Source organism: Bacillus sp. JJ1562 (assembly GCF_036962705.1).
GTDB lineage: Bacteria > Bacillota > Bacilli > Bacillales > Bacillaceae_L > Ferdinandcohnia.
The window spans coordinates 36,791-53,992 of sequence record NZ_JBALOQ010000016.1 but is presented as its reverse complement, the minus strand read 5'-3'; the positions used below and the strand labels follow the sequence as shown (position 1 = coordinate 53,992).

Annotated in this window: 19 protein-coding genes; 16 read left to right on the top strand and 3 right to left on the bottom strand. The window is 36.8% G+C overall.

The features are described from left to right. The first annotated feature begins 460 nt into the window (after nucleotides 1-460). From V7097_RS10055 to V7097_RS10025, 7 genes are all read left to right on the top strand, one after another. Nucleotides 461-1,540, top strand: a complete 1,080-nt coding sequence (locus V7097_RS10055; RefSeq protein WP_335703477.1) for a PRK06851 family protein — start codon at nucleotides 461-463, stop codon at nucleotides 1,538-1,540. Nucleotides 1,541-1,991: 451 nt separating this feature from the next. Further along, entirely contained in the window at nucleotides 1,992-3,080 is a 1,089-nt protein-coding gene (locus V7097_RS10050) for a type III polyketide synthase (protein ID WP_335703476.1), read from the top strand. Nucleotide 3,081: 1 nt separating this feature from the next. Continuing rightward, nucleotides 3,082-3,627: an isoprenylcysteine carboxyl methyltransferase family protein gene (locus tag V7097_RS10045; RefSeq protein ID WP_335703475.1), complete on the top strand. Its 546-nt coding sequence runs from the start codon at nucleotides 3,082-3,084 to the stop codon at nucleotides 3,625-3,627. A gap of 121 nt (nucleotides 3,628-3,748) precedes the next feature. Continuing rightward, complete coding sequence (locus V7097_RS10040) at nucleotides 3,749-7,429, top strand: dynamin family protein (RefSeq protein WP_335703474.1); 3,681 nt, start codon at nucleotides 3,749-3,751, stop codon at nucleotides 7,427-7,429. 6 nt (nucleotides 7,430-7,435) lie between these two features. Further along, entirely contained in the window at nucleotides 7,436-7,627 is a 192-nt protein-coding gene (locus tag V7097_RS10035; RefSeq protein WP_335703473.1) for a hypothetical protein, read from the top strand. 2 nt (nucleotides 7,628-7,629) lie between these two features. Beyond that, nucleotides 7,630-7,887 carry a YpbS family protein gene (locus V7097_RS10030; protein ID WP_335703472.1) on the top strand — a complete coding sequence of 86 codons (258 nt, stop codon included), beginning with the start codon at nucleotides 7,630-7,632 and terminating at the stop codon, nucleotides 7,885-7,887. A gap of 297 nt (nucleotides 7,888-8,184) precedes the next feature. Further along, the gene (locus tag V7097_RS10025; protein ID WP_335703471.1) at nucleotides 8,185-9,048 is read left to right on the top strand and encodes a 5'-3' exonuclease; all 864 of its coding nucleotides are present in this window, start codon (nucleotides 8,185-8,187) and stop codon (nucleotides 9,046-9,048) included. Between the two features lie 198 nt (nucleotides 9,049-9,246). Here V7097_RS10025 and sspL read toward each other — a convergent pair whose 3' ends face one another. Then, nucleotides 9,247-9,384, bottom strand: coding sequence for a small, acid-soluble spore protein L (gene sspL / locus V7097_RS10020; RefSeq protein WP_335703470.1), 138 nt, complete (start codon nucleotides 9,382-9,384; stop codon nucleotides 9,247-9,249). Nucleotides 9,385-9,483: 99 nt separating this feature from the next. On the opposite strand from sspL, the gene V7097_RS10015 reads away from it, so the two are divergent. Further along, on the top strand, nucleotides 9,484-9,945 hold the full coding sequence (locus V7097_RS10015; protein ID WP_335703469.1) for a divergent PAP2 family protein: 462 nt from the start codon (nucleotides 9,484-9,486) through the stop codon (nucleotides 9,943-9,945). Between the two features lie 64 nt (nucleotides 9,946-10,009). Then, entirely contained in the window at nucleotides 10,010-10,285 is a 276-nt protein-coding gene (locus V7097_RS10010; protein WP_438824222.1) for a DUF6123 family protein, read from the top strand. A 36-nt stretch (nucleotides 10,286-10,321) separates the two neighbouring features. Here V7097_RS10010 and V7097_RS10005 read toward each other — a convergent pair whose 3' ends face one another. Next, nucleotides 10,322-10,714, bottom strand: a complete 393-nt coding sequence (locus tag V7097_RS10005; protein WP_335703468.1) for a reverse transcriptase-like protein — start codon at nucleotides 10,712-10,714, stop codon at nucleotides 10,322-10,324. A gap of 172 nt (nucleotides 10,715-10,886) precedes the next feature. Between V7097_RS10005 and V7097_RS10000 the strand changes: the two genes are divergently transcribed. Together V7097_RS10000 and V7097_RS09995 are read left to right on the top strand one after the other, a co-directional pair. After that, entirely contained in the window at nucleotides 10,887-11,546 is a 660-nt protein-coding gene (locus V7097_RS10000; protein ID WP_335703467.1) for a ribonuclease H family protein, read from the top strand. 108 nt (nucleotides 11,547-11,654) lie between these two features. Further along, entirely contained in the window at nucleotides 11,655-11,831 is a 177-nt protein-coding gene (locus tag V7097_RS09995; protein WP_335703466.1) for a zinc-finger domain-containing protein, read from the top strand. A 91-nt stretch (nucleotides 11,832-11,922) separates the two neighbouring features. Here V7097_RS09995 and cspD read toward each other — a convergent pair whose 3' ends face one another. Further along, nucleotides 11,923-12,123 (bottom strand): cold-shock protein CspD, encoded by a 201-nt coding sequence (gene cspD / locus V7097_RS09990; RefSeq protein ID WP_335703465.1) that lies wholly within the window; start codon nucleotides 12,121-12,123, stop codon nucleotides 11,923-11,925. 324 nt (nucleotides 12,124-12,447) lie between these two features. Between cspD and V7097_RS09985 the strand changes: the two genes are divergently transcribed. From V7097_RS09985 to V7097_RS09965, 5 genes are all read left to right on the top strand, one after another. Further along, a complete protein-coding gene (locus tag V7097_RS09985) occupies nucleotides 12,448-13,401 on the top strand; it encodes an HD-GYP domain-containing protein (RefSeq protein WP_335703464.1) in 954 nt (317 codons plus the stop codon). 15 nt (nucleotides 13,402-13,416) lie between these two features. Next, nucleotides 13,417-13,698 carry a hypothetical protein gene (locus V7097_RS09980; protein ID WP_335703463.1) on the top strand — a complete coding sequence of 94 codons (282 nt, stop codon included), beginning with the start codon at nucleotides 13,417-13,419 and terminating at the stop codon, nucleotides 13,696-13,698. A gap of 124 nt (nucleotides 13,699-13,822) precedes the next feature. After that, the gene (locus tag V7097_RS09975) at nucleotides 13,823-16,003 is read left to right on the top strand and encodes a DNA topoisomerase III (RefSeq protein WP_335703462.1); all 2,181 of its coding nucleotides are present in this window, start codon (nucleotides 13,823-13,825) and stop codon (nucleotides 16,001-16,003) included. Nucleotides 16,004-16,137: 134 nt separating this feature from the next. Continuing rightward, complete coding sequence (locus V7097_RS09970; RefSeq protein ID WP_335703461.1) at nucleotides 16,138-16,749, top strand: TetR/AcrR family transcriptional regulator; 612 nt, start codon at nucleotides 16,138-16,140, stop codon at nucleotides 16,747-16,749. 89 nt (nucleotides 16,750-16,838) lie between these two features. Next, on the top strand, nucleotides 16,839-17,201 hold the full coding sequence (locus V7097_RS09965; protein ID WP_335703460.1) for an SCP2 sterol-binding domain-containing protein: 363 nt from the start codon (nucleotides 16,839-16,841) through the stop codon (nucleotides 17,199-17,201). Nucleotide 17,202 lies beyond the last annotated feature (1 nt).

Below are 17,202 nucleotides of genomic sequence, written 5' to 3'. Positions count from 1 at the left end.
AAAATTTCCTTTGAAAAATCGTGGCATCCGCCGGAGGCTTTGACTTTATTCAGTCGGGGTTGAACCTCAACTGAATTGTTTAAACTTATAGCTTAATTTCCACCACTTTAAGAAGTGGAGGCAATTGCTGAATAAAGTTAAAAAGGATGTGTGCAAATGATAAGATACTATTGTTCAAGATGTCATACGCTTCTCCTAAACAACAAAGAAAGATGTTTTAAATGTGGGAGCGGTGTAATTACTCAAATTGATATTAATGTTCAAAAGAACGATCAGAAGTCCTCTTAATCACTATTTTTTAATAGTGATTTTTTAATAGAAATGATAAAAGCGATTATTATATTAAGAAATCAACTTCCTATGTGGAAGGAGTGTGAAAATTTACGTTTTTATTCACACTGATTGCATCTTCGCCATAGTCTAAGATAGGCGAATGTCTACAAGGAGGTATACAGTTTATATGGCAAAAATAAAAAATTATTATGCAGGTACCAATTCTAGTGTAGGTTTTTACTCGTTGTATGATGAGGCATTGGAGGGTTTGGAAACACTTTATATTTTAAAAGGGGGACCTGGTACAGGTAAATCCACCTTCATGAGAAAAATCGGCCTTGTATTCATGGATAAAGGATATAATCTTGAATACTTACACTGTTCTTCAGATAATCACTCTATAGATGGAATCGTAATTCCTGAACGAAAATTAGGTTTTGTAGACGGCACGGCACCACATGTTATTGAGCCTAGATACCCTGGAATTGTCGAGAAGGTAATCGATTTAGGTCAATACCGCAATGATGAATACTTAAAGCAATATAAGAATGAAATAATCGAACTAACTGATGATATTTCGAAGAGCTTTGAAAATGCCTATAGAACCTTTGCAGAAGCGAAGAAAGTTCATTTAAAGCGCGAAGATATTTATGTCTCTTCCATGAGCTTTAAAAAGGCTGATGCAGTCCTTCAAAATTTAATTGATACGATTTTTAGTAAGCCTTTTGAAGCGGAAGAAAATCCAACAAAACGGAAGAGATTCTTTGGAGCTGCTACACCAAAGGGAGCGGTAAATTTTATCGATAATATTACTGAAGAGTATGAGAAGCGTTTTATTATAAAAGGAAGACCAGGGAGCGGCAAGTCAACATTAATGAAAAAGGTTGCAAAGCACGCAGAACAGCATGGTCTATCGGTTGAATATTTCCATTGTGCATTTGATCCGAAAAGTATTGACATGATTATTATTCCAAAACTAAGCGTGTCACTCGTTGATGGCACGGCTCCACATGTTGTCGACCCATTTCGGGAGCATGATGAAGTCGTCGATATGTTTGCATTATGTATGGATCCGAAAATCGAAAACACCTTCAAAAACGAAATAGAAGAGTTAAACCTTGAATATAAAAATAAGATGACGATCGGAACGAACTTTTTAAGTGAAGCAAAACGACTTCACGACAAGCTTGAAGAATACTACAAAGCTGCGATGGACTTCGAAGCAATCGATAAAAAACGAGATGAACTTGTGAAAAAATTGTTATAGAAAGAAGAGGATTTATCAAATACGCCTTGGCGTATTTGCGCACGATTTTTTTAGGCCCACACGAGGTGGGTCACAAAGCCGAAGACATCAGGAAGTGGCGTTCTTAGTCTTTGTTCATTTGATCAGACTTTTACTGGTAATTTGCCCTCCATGAGGGCTTAGTGCCAGTTAATGCATGAAAAATTTCCTTTGAAAAATCGTGGCATTCGCTGGAGGCTTTAAATTTATTCAGGACTACACCTGAATAAATTTAAACCATAATTTTACTAGTGAATGTTTGAAATGTTTGAGTTATACTATAAATGCACAACAACAAAACAACTCCTTTGAAACGTGAGCTTTCCCGTAAGTGGGAAGGCTTTTTTTGTACCCATTTTTCGACATTTGCATACTTATTCTAAAACTGGAAAAAGTAACCTTAATATTCCTTTAAGAGAAAGGTTGAACTTCCATGCCTAAAGTGATTTCGGTTGGTATTTGCAACCCACCAAATAAAATCAATCAAATGAAAACAACCGAATTTATTAGAGACCTCTTTTATGAGCATTTTCCTGATATCGATCGGCTGATAAAGGTATTTGCTAACAGTGAAATTGAGGAGCGTTATTTCAGTGAATCATTGGAATGGTATGGTAAAGAGCATAGCTTTGAGGAAAAAAATAATACATATATTAAAAAAGCTGTTACATATGGTAAAGAAGCGATTCGCAATTGTTTGGGAAACCAAAATCTGCTTACACAAAAGATGAATCCGGGTGAAATCGATGCGATTTTCTTTATTTCAAGCTCAGGAATCTCAACACCGAGTATTGAAGCGAGAATTATGAATAAAATGGACTTCGGTCCACATACGAAGCGAATTCCGATTTGGGGGCTAGGGTGTGCCGGAGGAGCTTCTGGCTTAGCAAGGGCATTTGATTATTGTAGAGCTTATCCGAAAGCAAAAGTACTTGTCTTAGCGGTGGAACTATGTAGCTTAACCTTTCAAAAAAATGATTTCTCAAAGAGCAATTTAATCGGGACCTCATTGTTTGCTGATGGTACGGCATGTGTTTGTATAGCTGGGGATGAGGTCGAGCATCAATCGATTAGCAATGTTTTACCGACCTTTGTATCATCCCAATCGACATTAATGGAGGATTCAGAGGATGTTATGGGCTGGGATATTAAAAATACTGGCCTGCACGTTATCTTTTCAAAAGATATTCCGAGCATTGTGAAATCATGGTTAAAGAGCAATGTGGATGAATTTTTACATGCAAAAAAGCTTGAAATGAACGATACAAAGCATTTTATCGCCCATCCTGGTGGGAAAAAGGTGTTGGATGCCTACGAGGCTGCACTTGAAATTCCAAGTTCGATGACAGACATTGCAAGAGAAGTGTTGCGTAAGCAGGGAAATATGTCTTCGGCTACAGTGCTTTATGTATTGAAGGAGTTTATGGAGAAACAGATAGGAAAAGAAGGAGATTATGGGCTAGTAACAGCTTTGGGGCCCGGATTTAGCTCTGAATTAGTTCTATTACAATGGAGGGAATAGGATGATATTTTGGATTTTTATAGCATTGGTAATCGCCCAAAGACTGATTGAGCTTAGTATTGCGAAGCGAAACGAAAAATGGATTTTATCAAAAGGCGGGTATGAGGTTGGTCACGGCCATTACAAATACATAGTGCTCATCCATTTTTTGTTTTTTGTATCACTAATTGTAGAGGTCGTTTACCGTGGAAAAGAATTATCGGTGTTATATCCGATTTTATTTTTTTTATTTGCATTAACCCAGCTTGGCAGAGTGTGGGCACTTCATTCACTTGGGATGTTTTGGAATACGAAAATCATGATATTACCAAAAAGTCAGGTGCAGGTTAAAGGGCCCTATAAATATTTCAAGCATCCGAACTATTTAATTGTTACTCTGGAATTCATTTTAATACCAATGTTATTTCAGGCATATTTCACTGGAATGATCTTTTCATTGCTGAATTACGTAATGATGTCTATTCGCATTCCAGTTGAAGAGCGGGCATTAAGTGTACATGAGGAATATCAACAAATTGGAATGATTCGCAGCCGACTGACCAGGTAAATACCTGGTTATTTTTATGATGAAAATTAGTTTCTTAATATTCTGCTTTGTCAAAAGCAAGGGTGTAGAGTAAAATACATATATATTCACAATTATGCATTGCTCAATAAGGGGATTAGACATGATTCAAACACAACAAATTAAACACATGACAAAGGAAGACTTAGAAAAGAGACTTTCTTCCTTATATGATGTCTTTGAAAAAAACAATGACACAGAAAGCAGCTCAAAAATCATCCAGCTGCTAAAAAAACTAAAAACTTTAGAATATATGATTGGCTTTTCGGGCCATTTCTCAGCCGGAAAATCGAGCATGATCAACGAACTCATTGGGGAGAGTCTGTTACCATCAAGCCCGATTCCCACAAGCGCAAACCTAGTAAAAGTAAAACAGGGGCGTGATTATGCACGAGTCTATTATCGTGACGGTAAAATCATCGAATACCCTGCACCGTATGATTATGATGTCATCAAGTCATATGCTAAAGACGGGGAAGCAATCGAATCGATCGAAATCAGTCATGACAATATGAAACTACCGGAGCAAGTGATCGTCATGGATACGCCAGGGATTGACTCCACTGATGATGCCCATCGCGTATCAACGGAATCAGCTTTGCATTTAGCAGATTTACTCTTTTATGTGATGGACTATAATCATGTCCTATCCGAGCTAAATTTCCAATTTACAAAGGAATTGACTGATCGAAATAAATCGGTTTACTTAATCATAAACCAAGTCGATAAACATAAAGAATCTGAATTAAGCTTTTCATCCTTCAAACAGGGGGTGGAGGAGGCATTCCAAAATTGGAATGTTGCATACTCTAACATTTTTTATACAACACTGAAAGACCCAGATCATGAACATAATCAGTTCAAACAGGTTCAGCAATTGCTTCATGATAAAATTGCCAACAAAGATCAGCTTCTAGTAGAAGGCGTTTTTCATTCAGCAAGACAAATCATTCTTGAGCATATTGCATATTTAGACGATCAAAATGCACCGGAGCTTGAAACTACAAAGGAAAAGCTTCATTCATTAACATTGTCTGAGCGGGAAACAATACCAGCTAGAATTGAAAAATTGAACCGTCGATTAGCGAGTTTTGCAAAAGAACGAGAAAAAATTGAAACAGAGTTTATGGAAGAAATCGAAACGATTTTATCAAATGCGATTCTTATGCCGTTCCAAACGCGTGATCTTGCAAAGTTTTTTGTTGAATCCGTTCAACCGGATTTTAAAGTGGGATTATTATTTTCTAAAAATAAAACGGAAAAAGAACGTGAGGAGCGCTTGCAAGCCTTCTTCAATGATGTAAAAGAGAAAATGTCCACTCAATTAGAATGGCATTTGAAAGACTTTGTTGGGAAATTTGTGGAAGGCATACGTCTTTCAACACAGCTAACTGGAAATGAATTAGTAACTGAACTGTCTTCAGATGAGCTGAAAAATTTAGTCAAGCCCGGTGCCCGGGTAACAGGGGAGTATATTTTAACCTATACAAATGATGTTGCAAATTATATTAAGAGAAAATACAAACAAAAAGCGGTTGCATCCTTACAAGACATTCTTGAACAATTGAAGTCGGCTACTGCCAAAGATGAAATCGAAATAAAAGCTGAATTAGACAAATATAGAGTTTTTCAAGAAGCGTTTACAACTTTAAAGAAATTTGAAGAAAAACGTGCTGAAATTCGAAGTATGCTTGACGACATCATGAATGGCAATTATGTAATCAATCGTGTCGATTCAGCTGAAACCTTACTTTCACGATTTACTGAGCATGTGGAGATTTCCTCAACTGAAGAAATCCTACAAGAGATAGAGAATCAAAAGAAAGTAGTACAAAAAACTGAAAATAAACCCGTTCTTAATCAAAAAGAAAGGCAGGGCTCGTCTGAACAGACGATTATTCATTTAGAAAAAGCCCATGAACTGATTAAACCAATCACCGGTCTTTCGGTGCTTGCAAAGGATATCCAAGCTAAGGCATATCGTTTAAAGCATAAACATTTTACCGTTGCGTTATTTGGTGCTTTTAGTGCTGGAAAGTCGTCATTTGCTAATGCATTGATGGGAAAACATGCATTACCGGTTTCACCAAATCCAACTACAGCAACAATTAACAAAATTACATTTCCTACAGATGAGCATAAACACGGGACTGTACTTGTAAAGATTAAGTCACCAAATCAGTTATTAGATGATATCAACCATTCCTTACACATTTTTGGTGAAAAAGCGGGGAATCTTGAAGCAAGTATAGAGATTATTAACTCGAAAATTAGCAATATCGAAAAAGTCGAAGCGAAAGAAAAGCCACATTTTTCATTCTTAAAAGCGGTTGTAGCTGGTTTTGAAAACATGCCTGCTCATTTAGATCAAATTTTAAAAACAGATATGGATGGTTTTAATGATTATGTCGCGAAAGAAGAAAAGGCATGCTTTGTGGAATGGATTGAGCTCTATTATGATTGTCCATTAACACAGCAAGGCATTACTTTAGTCGATACACCGGGGGCCGATTCAATCAACGCCCGCCACACAGGAGTTGCTTTTGAATATATCAAAAATGCCGATGCAATTCTGTTTGTGACATATTATAATCATGCTTTTTCAAAAGCAGACCGTGAGTTTTTAATTCAGCTTGGACGTGTCAAGGACACGTTCAGTATGGATAAAATGTTCTTTGTTATAAATGCGGCAGATCTGGCGAATACGACTGATGAGTTGGAAGATGTTAAAGAATATGTAGAATCACAGCTTGTAAGCTACGGAATTCGTTTTCCGCGACTATATACTGTATCAAGTCGAGCTGCTCTGCTTGAGAAGCTTAATGAAGTAAGTGACAAGGATCTCGGTATCCTTCAAACATCTGGAATTGAACGATTTGAAACAGATTTTCATTCATTTGTCATTGATGAACTGACAGAGGTTGCTGTGAATGAAGGATATGTAGATATTCAGCGTGCGGTGGCAATTATTAATTCCTATATTCAGTCAGCTAAGGAAGATAAGGATATTAAGCGTTCTAAGCTTGAAGAAGCGAAAGTGCAGCATACTAATATGAAGTCGGTTGTATCGACTTTTGATGAGATGGCCGCATTTGGAGTCGTAGAGCAGGAGATTAAGGAACTTACTTTTTATATTAAGCAAAGAGTCTTCCTTCGTGTATCTGATATGTTTAAGGAAGCCTTTAACCCGTCATCGCTTAGAGATGATGGTCGGGATTTGAAAAATGCACTAAGATCATGTTTGGCTGAATTTTTGGAATCAGTTGGCTTTGATTTAGCCCAAGAAATGCGTGCGACTTCATTGCGAATTGAATCCTTTATTTCGAAGCGGCTCTATGGTCAGCTCAGTAGTTTTAATGAACAAATAAAAACTATCAATCCAAATATGAGTATTTCGGAGTCCATTGAACTAGAATTTGAATCGATTGAATTTAAGAATGGTCTTGAGAATGAAGAAACCGATCGTTATAAAAAGGCACTAAGTTTGTTTAAAAATCCAAAATCATTTTTCGAGAAAAATGAAAAAAAGCAAATGCAGGATGAGCTTGAAGTATTGTTGGATGCACCTGTAAATTCTTACCTTGAAGAAAATCGAGTTAATCTTGTTGCCTTTTACAAACAAGAATTTAATAAAGGGCTACAAGCACTACAAGAAAATGCAATGCAGGAAATTCATGAGTATTTTGATGGGGTCAAGAAGATCTTATCTGAAGATATTGATATTGAAAGCTTAGAAAAGGTACATGATACGTTAAATGACTACTATACCGAACATATGGGGTGACCGATTTTGACGGACTCAAAATCAAAGTATCATGCATGTGCAACCTGTGTGAATTTCGTTGCCGAACGAAAAGATGGTATAATGACATACAGATGTGTTCGCTTAGGCTACGATACAAAGCCGGAATATCGATTTAATTGCTGGGAACCTAAACCCCATATTGTAAAGCTAATTACAAAAGAAACATCGGAGGAATAAAAATGAGTAATGTCCATGAAGCAATCACAAAACATTCAAATTCACAGCACGAGGTGGTCAAAACTTTCGTGGGACTTGAACAAAAACGAGAACTATTTATTGACGAGGCAGTAGCTTTAGCGAAGCAAAATCAGGAATTCACCGTTGATAAAATTAACAAAGTGACAAGCGAAATGAATAAGCTTGCCAAAAAAGGAATTGTTCCTTTACGAAGGTTAGTAACAGTTGATATGGTGAAGGAATACGCTTTTCGCAAATAATGAAAACATGCCTGTTAGGTAATACTAACCACAAATCTCTCACAAAGGAGACATGCATGTTGAAAAAGGATAAATCTCAAGCTTCGAAGAAAAAAGGGTCGGAAGGGAATGTAACGACACCACGTAAATTTCCTTCCTATGCCGAGGTTGAAACAGAAAAAATGAAGAGCAATTAATTTTGAGCCCTCTTTTATAAGAGGGCATTTTTGCGCGCTTGGAAGGAAGATACCAACAAATGCATGATGAATATATGGTATAATTCTTTTTATGATGAGTTTGTGACAGGAGGAAATGCTGATGAAAAATCAGATTATGTTAATAGACGGAATGGCGTTATTGTTTCGCTCATTTTATGCGACAGCTATGAGTGGGTATTTTATGGTAAATAGTAAAGGGATCCCAACAAATGGAATTCACGGTTTCGTTAAGCATATGATGACAGCAGTCAATAAGTACAAGCCTTCCCATGTTATATGCTGCTGGGATATGGGAAGCTCTACATTCCGTACTGAACTGTATAACGAATATAAAGGAAATCGCGGTGCACCACCAGAAGAGTTAATTCCGCAATTTGATCTTGTTAAGGATGTAGTTGAATCGTTTGATATCCCGAATGTTGGGTTATCTGGTTATGAGGCCGACGATTGCATCGGTACGCTTGCAAGGGAATTTAGCCAAGACTCTGATGTGATCATTCTGACAGGTGACCAAGACATTCTACAACTACTGGATAAGAACATCACGGTTCTCATTATGAAAAAAGGTATCGGAAATTATGCGGAGTACACGAGTGAAAGCTTTTTAGAGGAAAAAGGGATTCGACCACAGCAAATGGTCGATCTAAAAGCATTAATGGGTGACTCAAGTGACAATTATCCAGGTGTTCGAGGGATTGGGGAGAAGACTGCTCTGAAACTTCTTCAGCAGTTTGATTCAATCGAAGGTATTCTTGAAAATGTGGAGAATTTAACAAAAGGTCAAAAGACTAAGATAAAAGAAGATTTGGACATGCTTCATTTATCCCGAAAATTGGCGAGAATTCATTGTGAGGTACCAATTAGCTGCTCTCTTGAAGATGCATTAATCCAAATTAATCGTGAAAAAGTGCATGAAAAGTTTACGGAGCTTGAATTTAAGGGCTTGGATCAATTTATTAGTTAATTGAGTACTCGAATGAGTGCTCTTTTTTTATTGTGTGAGGAATTTAAAGCATTTACTGTTGTTATTTTTAATATACTGTTTTTAATCTCGAGATACTGTTTTTATTTTTAAAACACTGCTTATAATCTTGATTAACTGTTTTTAGCAAAATTCAATCCAGGATGCCCCACGCATTAAAGGGGCACCCCACTAAAACCCTTAAATCTTCGTATTCTTTTTCTTTGCTCTATTTTCAAGCTCGCTTTTTGGTTCCATCCCGAATTCTGTATCTTCATTATAGCCTTGTGGATTCACGCCCTTTGGAGCTTTCCCGCGGTTGTTTGCTTTTTTCGCCATGACATGTCACCTCCATTTCGTATTATTTCCATCCTATTTTGGATTATGTCTTGAATAGAAAAGGAGGGGAACTAGGAAACTAACCATGAGGTGAGAATCGTGAACAAAGGAATCTATACCGCATTACTTACAATAGGACTTGCTCAATTTTTAAAAATTCCAATTAAAAAATTGAAAACGGGAAAATGGGATTGGGGTACTTTTTTTGAAACAGGTGGAATGCCAAGCTCTCACTCTGCGGGTGTTTCGTCACTAGCTACTTTTATTGCGTTAAAAAGAGGGATTCCAACCATTGATTTTGCGCTGTCCACCGTATTTGGATTAATTGTGATGTATGATGCACAAGGAATCCGCCGGCAATCCGGTGAACTAACAATAAAAGTGAACGAACTTGATGAAGAGATCGAACGAATAGCAGGACAAAAGGACCATCACTATCATGATAATAAGGAAGAAAAATTAAAAGAAAGACTTGGTCATCAGCCAGAAGAAGTACTTGGTGGTGCGCTATTTGGAATGGTTACAGGAACATTAGCCTATTTTTTAACCAGAAAGTCGTAGAATTTCGACAAAAAATACGGTACTATTAGGATAGAATCAGTATTTTTTGTTGGGGATGGGACTATTGTTTAAATTAGAAAATCGGGTAGAAGAGTATCTGCAGTTTTTAGCTCAAAAAGGCTTTAATCTCGGAGAAGACGCAGTTGGCTTCATTTCATTTGGACAGCATTATACGGCAGCAGCAGACGAAATTGTCAATGTTGCAATCGAAATTACATTAAAAGTACAGAAGGAATTTGACGGTAGCTTTTTCATCTCTTTATTAGAGATGCTTAAGGAAAATCAAATTCAAAATCGCGCACAAGCCTATCGATTTGTGGAAGAACGAAATATCATGTAAGGAAAACCCTTGGACCTATCTAGTCCAAGGGTTTCCTTACATTTCGTTTTTGCGGATGCCTTGTCTTGCTAATTCATCAGCGACTTTATTCTGAGCACTTGGGATCCATTTCAGGAAAAAGAGATCCAATTCATTTGACAGCTGTAATGCTTTTTCGAGCAAGGGGACGAATTTTTTATTTTTAACATATTCCTTTGCAATGGCTCGATCAACAAGCTGTGAATCAGTTCGAAAGGAAACAACTTTGTAGTCATTTTTAATACAAATTTCAAGTCCTTTAAGTAGAGCGTAATATTCAGCTTCATGGTTTGTCATGTTACCAAGCGGAATAGAATGCTTTTCGACAATACCATTACCTTTAATAAAAATACCTGCACCAGAAGGACCAGGATCTCCAGCACTCGCACCATCTATATACACTTCAATCATAAAATGCCTCCATACATATTTCATATATTGGATTTTATCACTAAACCAGCATTATAGTGAAGTGAAATTCGCTCTTAAAATAATGTGAGAGTACATATCCAATTGAAAGAGTGTATAATGAGTAAAAAATTAGGAAAAATGAAGATACGGTTCATTAGAGAGGATGAGCGTGATGAAACTTAGGCTAGAATGGACATATAAAACGCCCAAAAATCAAGTTATCACCTTGATGTCTGAGGAAGTTTCTGCAGAAAACGCTTTGCTTTTAGCAGAAGACTTTGAGCGAACTGGACGTACGAAGGAACTTGTTTTTTATGATGAGCGGCAAACAAAATGGACGAAAAAAGAACTCATTAAGCTGATCAAAGAAATTGAAACCGAACCTCAGGATATCACGGCTTTTTTCGATGGGGGATATGATATACAATCAGGTAATGCCGGTTTAGGCGTTGCCATTTATTATACGCAAAATAAAAAACCATTTCGGGTTAGAGTCAATGAAATGTTTGAAGAAATGGAATCAAATAATGAAGCGGAGTATGCAGCATTTTGGTTGATGTTAAACACATTGGAGGAGTTAGGTGTACACCATTCCACAGTGACTTTTAAAGGGGATTCCCATGTTGTGTTGAACCAGCTTTCTGGAGAGTGGCCATGCTTTGAGGAAAACCTCAATAGGTGGTTGGATCGAATCGAGGAGAAAATACAAAAATTAGGAATTCATGCAATCTACAATCCGATTGGACGTAAGCAAAATACAGAAACAGATCGACTGGCTACACAGGCGCTGGAAGGAACGCTCGTTTCCAGTAAATTTGAAATAAAAGGTTAAGTAATTAAGCCTACCCATCATACTCTTTAATTAAGTGAAATTGCTTGGTATGGATGATTGTTCGAATGGAGAGACGCGAAACCGATTAAAATAGGAGTTGATTTTTTTATGAACCGTAAGGGACTTATTTTGGAAGTTGGTGAAATGCTTGACACTTATTGCGAAGAATGTTTTGTAAGAGAGCATTTTCGGAAGGAAAATGGAAAGCGCTATGCCCAAAACTTTTGTATTAAAAATTGTACAGTGGGACAAAAACTAAAGGAATATGGGGAAAAGTTATCTTAATAAGTCGGGCTCTTTTCAAGTAAAAAGAGCCTCAAAAAAGGCTGATAATAAATCAGCCTTGGTTTCACATTTTTAAAATAAAATGTAAGAATTATAGCTTTACAACGTTAGCAGCTTGAGGTCCGCGATTTCCTTCAACAACTTCGAAAGAAACTTCTTGACCTTCTTCTAAAGATTTGTAACCGTCACCTTCGATAGCTGTGAAGTGTACGAATACATCGTCTCCACCTTCAACTTCGATGAAGCCAAATCCTTTTTCGTTGTTAAACCATTTTACTTTACCGTTTTGCATTATGCTTTCCTCCTAAACCTTCGGCACAACCGTGCAACGTAAAAATTTTTATCAAATAGCCAATCATTTATGTATCTTTAAAAATAAAAATATAATAAAAAAAATACTAAACTTCTAGCTAAATGATGATTTTAATATACAACCTAAATCGTGTAAAGTCAAGGGAATAAAGGGTTTTTTACGTATTCTTGGAAAAAAATTGAGCTATTTATAAAAACGGTTACAATTATCGCGTGATATTTTCGTATATTCAATTAATTATTGTAGAAATTCCATCTTTTGATATAATAATAGAAACAAGGCTTAGTGGGGAGTCCATACAAAATGAAGAACGATCGAACAAAAATCACTATTATTCAGCCTAATGAACTTGATAGAATTATCGATGGCTTTGATAGCGATTACAGTGGTGGGAATTCAAATAAACCACCCGTATCAGTCATTACTGAGAAACTTGAGGAAGCGATTGACCAGGTAGAAGATATTTTTTATTTTGTAAGGCGTCATACGAAGCTACCGCTTGCTGAAATTAAACGAACGGTTATCCCAATTATTCAAACCGCATCGGAAATCCCACAATTTTTTCATTTGTTTTATCAGCTTCAGTCTGCAGATGATTATACATATCGACATAATATCGGAGTAGGCGTGATTGCTACGTTAATTGGCAAATGGCTTTCATTGTCTGATAAGGATTTGTCAGCACTCACTATCGCAGCGACCTTGCATGACATTGGTAAAACAAAAATTCCCACAGAAATCTTAAATAAACCTGGTAAATTAACTAAAGCAGAATATGAAATTGTAAAAAAGCATACGATTTATGGCTATGAAATTTTAAAAAATACGGATGGAATTAATCATGAAATAAGCCTTGTTGCTCTCCAGCACCATGAAAGGGAGGATGGGAAAGGATATCCGTTTGGTTTAAAGGGCTCCAAAATTAGTTATTTATCCAAAATTGTTGCTGTGGCAGATGTCTTTCATGCCATGTCATCAAACCGCGTCTATCATGATGCAACACCTTTCTATCAAGTGATCAAACAAATGAATGACGATATGTTTGGGAAGCTCGAACCAACCATATTAGTACCATTTTTACAGCATATTATGAATGCATTAATTGGTCATCGTGTTTTGCTAACAGACAGCAAAATAGGAAGCATTAAGTACATAAATCCATATGATTTACTAAATCCATTAGTTGAGGTATCGAATACGATTATCGATTTATCTGTTCAAAAATCAATCCAAATTGAACGCGTTTTATCTGATTAGATGGAGGCTGTTATGATGTTCAGATACAATATTAATGGAAAAGAAATCATTATCCGGTTTACATCACATACAAAAAATATGAATGTGAATAAAGATTTTTTGTATATTAAAATCATTTCCATTTGTGATAATATAATGGATGCTGATCATGGAACTTCGTTTATCGTGGAGGATGACGATGGTCGCTTTGCTGTAGGAACTGTCCAACACGGGGAATTAACAGTCATATCCATCCATCATCTTGTCGAACATACGCAAATGTATCTTGAGAACAGGGAAGCTAAAGAACCATCTTGAATGGTTTTTTAGCCCCAATGGTACTACATTCTATCTCCGCATTTTCCTACTAAAAACAGTATCCCAATAAACAAGAAAATTTTGATACAATGAATTGATTAGTGATATTGAAAAGAGGATTAATATGAAAGTGATAATCGCGGAAAAACCAGACCAAGCGATGAAGCTTGCGGCTCCCTTTAGGAGTAAGAAATCTCAAGGATTTATTGAGGTTGCGCCAAATCCATATTTTCCGAATGGGGCCTATTTTACATGGGCAGTTGGCCATATCTGTGAGTTGTTACCCCCAGAAGAATATAACCCTGCCTGGAAAAGCTGGCGAATTGAAACCCTCCCTATCATTCCAGACCATTTCTTATATCGGGTCATGAAATCAAAATCAAAGCAATTTACGATTATCAAGAACCTTCTTCGAAAATCAGAAGTATCAGAAATCATTCATGCGGGTGATGCTGGTCGTGAAGGGGAATTGATTATACGAAACATTATTGAGATGGCTAAGGTGACAAAACCGTTGAAACGATTATGGATTTCTTCTCTAACGGAAAAGGCAGTGAGGGAAGGTTTTCAGAATCTCTTATTAGAGCAGGACACTAGAAATCTCTATTATGAAGCAAAGGCACGTGCATGTGCCGATTGGATTGTCGGTATGAACGCCTCAAGAGTTTATACGTTATTGTTAAAGCAAAAAGGAATTTCCGACGTGTTTTCCGCAGGAAGAGTTCAAACTCCCACGTTGGCACTGATCGTAAAACGTGAAAATGAAATTGAGAATTTTAAATCGCAAGCCTTTTGGGAGGTTTTTGCGAACTTTCAAATCAACGGAAAACAATATGAAGGAAAGTGGATGAAGGATAACGAATCACGAGTTTCTTCAAAGGAAATGGCAGAGAAAATTGCTGCGTTTTGTCAGGGTAAGCCTGCTGAAATTGCTGAAGTGGAAATTGAAAAGAAAGAATATCAACCACCATTATTATTTAATTTGTCAAGTCTTCAGGCAACGGCAAACAAGGCCTTTAAATTTTCACCGAAAAAGACATTAGATGTTGCACAGAGCCTTTACACAAAAGGAATTATTTCTTATCCACGTTCCGATTCGAGCTATATCACAAAAGAAGAGGCTGGGACCATCCCTGATATATTTTCAAAGCTTCAAAAACTGGTAGACTATCAAACTTATTTTCCAACTCAAGTAACATCCATTTACAATAATTCTCGTTATGTGAATGAGAAGAAGGTAACCGATCACTATGCGATTATTCCAACCGAGCAGGTACCAAATCCTGCAAAGCTTTCAGGTGATGAAAAGAAAATCTATGACTTGATTGTAAAACGATTAATTGCGGCCCATTATAAGCCAGCCATTTTTAACTATACAACTGTTAAGACTTTAGTGGACAAGCGGGCTGAGTTCATCACAAAAGGGAAGGTGATGCTCCAGGAAGGTTGGAGAAAGGTCCTCTTTCAAGAAGAATCAAAGGACAACGATGTCATCCTGCCTCCCCTTGAAAAAGGCGAATCTGGTGTTGTAGAAAAAAGCTATACAAAAGAAGGTAAAACTCAACCACCTAAGCGTTATACGGAAGGGCAGCTCATTACGCTAATGAAAACGGCTGGTAAACATATTGAGAATGATGAACTTGAGAAGATTCTAGCTAAAACGGAAGGACTTGGTACGGAAGCAACACGAGCTGGCATCATTACGATGTTAAAAGACCGGAACTATATTAAGGTAGAGAAAAACCAAGTATTTGCAACGGAAAAAGGAATTCTTTTAATTGATGTGATTGGTGATAAAATCCTTGCGTCTCCTGAAATGACAGCGAAATGGGAACAGCGACTACATGAAATTGGACAGGGACAAGCCTCACCAGCATCCTTTATGATGCAGACAAAAAAGCTTTCCCAAAAAATTATCGACGATGCAAAGGAGCATAGTGGGACCTGGGATCTTACAAATGTCAATGTGGAGAATATGAGCTCCGGGAAAAGCAATTACAATAAAAAAGAAATCGGAACAGTGGTAGGGACCTGTAAGAAATGTGGCGGCAATGTGATTAATAAAGGTAAATTTTATGGCTGTGCAAACTATAAAACAAACGGCTGCCAATTCACGATATCAGGGAAGATTTTAGGGAAAACAATTTCGAAAACAAATGCTGGGAAGCTTCTCACAGGAAATAAGACAAATCTAATCAAAGGCTTTAAAAAAGACAACAGAACCTTTGATGCTTACCTTAAATGGAATGACCAAACGCAGAAAATAGAATTTGAATTTCCAGCAAAAGTACCAACTGGGAACTAAACGAAAGGAAGAAAAGATACACATTCTTTTCTTCCTTTTTATAATTTTCAAAAAATAGATTGAATCAATGAATATCGGGCTGTATAATGAAAAATGAGATACTGATACGTACGCGTACAAGATTGGATGGATTAATGTTGTTATTTGTTACAGAAATGCCAATTAAGGCAAGAGAAAAACTTTTATATGCGGGTCTAAAGCTTTTTACCGAAGTGGGATACCAAAAGACATCAGTGCTAGAAATTGTGGAAATGGCAAGGGTTTCAAAGACAACCTACTATCAGCAATTTAAAAGTAAAGAGGATCTTATGATTGCCTTGTTTGAACAACTTGGCGATGAAATGGCCGAGGAAGTAAAGCATGCGATTTTACAGGAAGAAAGAATAACATACAAGGCATTTGCAGGGATTAATCGTTATATCCAAATATGCTTTGAAAATAAAAACGTTGCCCAAATTTTATTAGTCGAATCAGTTGGCGTGTCTCGAAATGTTGAATTAGTAAGGCAGCGGTCACATCAAGTGTTTGCTACTATCATTCTGCAGACAGTAGAAGCTGAACTTCCAACAACTGTTACGCAAAAAGAAATGCGAATTGTTGCTCAGGCTATGGTTGGGGCGATCAATGAAGTTATCATGCAACTTTTTTTCGATACGAAAGAAGAAGTGCTCAATTTTGAGGAGATTTCTCGTTTGCTCAATCGCATCGTAATTTCAGCATTCGTAAATCTCGGATTGCAGGAATAAGTTTTTTTGTTTATTGGATACGAAGGCGTACTCTTTTGTTTTTCTAGTATTTTACTAGGTTTATATATTTTTTAAAGGAGGATAGTAGCATGGCAAATGAAATTGAAAATTATACTTTATCAGAAATGATGCAAAAAATTGAAGAGGTTATTAACCAAAAACCAGGTCCGATTGAAGGAGCGAATGTTATTTACCAGTTCAATATTAAAGGGGATGAAGAGGGGGCATACCAGCTTCAATTAGCAGAAGGTAAAGCGAGAGTATCTGAAGTCACGGAAGTAGCAAATTGTACATTGGTTTTATCACTCGATAACTTTAGAAAGTTTTTATTAGGAAAGCTAAATGGGACTACTGCTTTTATGACAGGAAAATTAAAAATAAAAGGTGATATCGGCAAAGCTATTAAACTAGAGGGAATTTTACGTGAATATAATTTGAATGATTATTTATAAG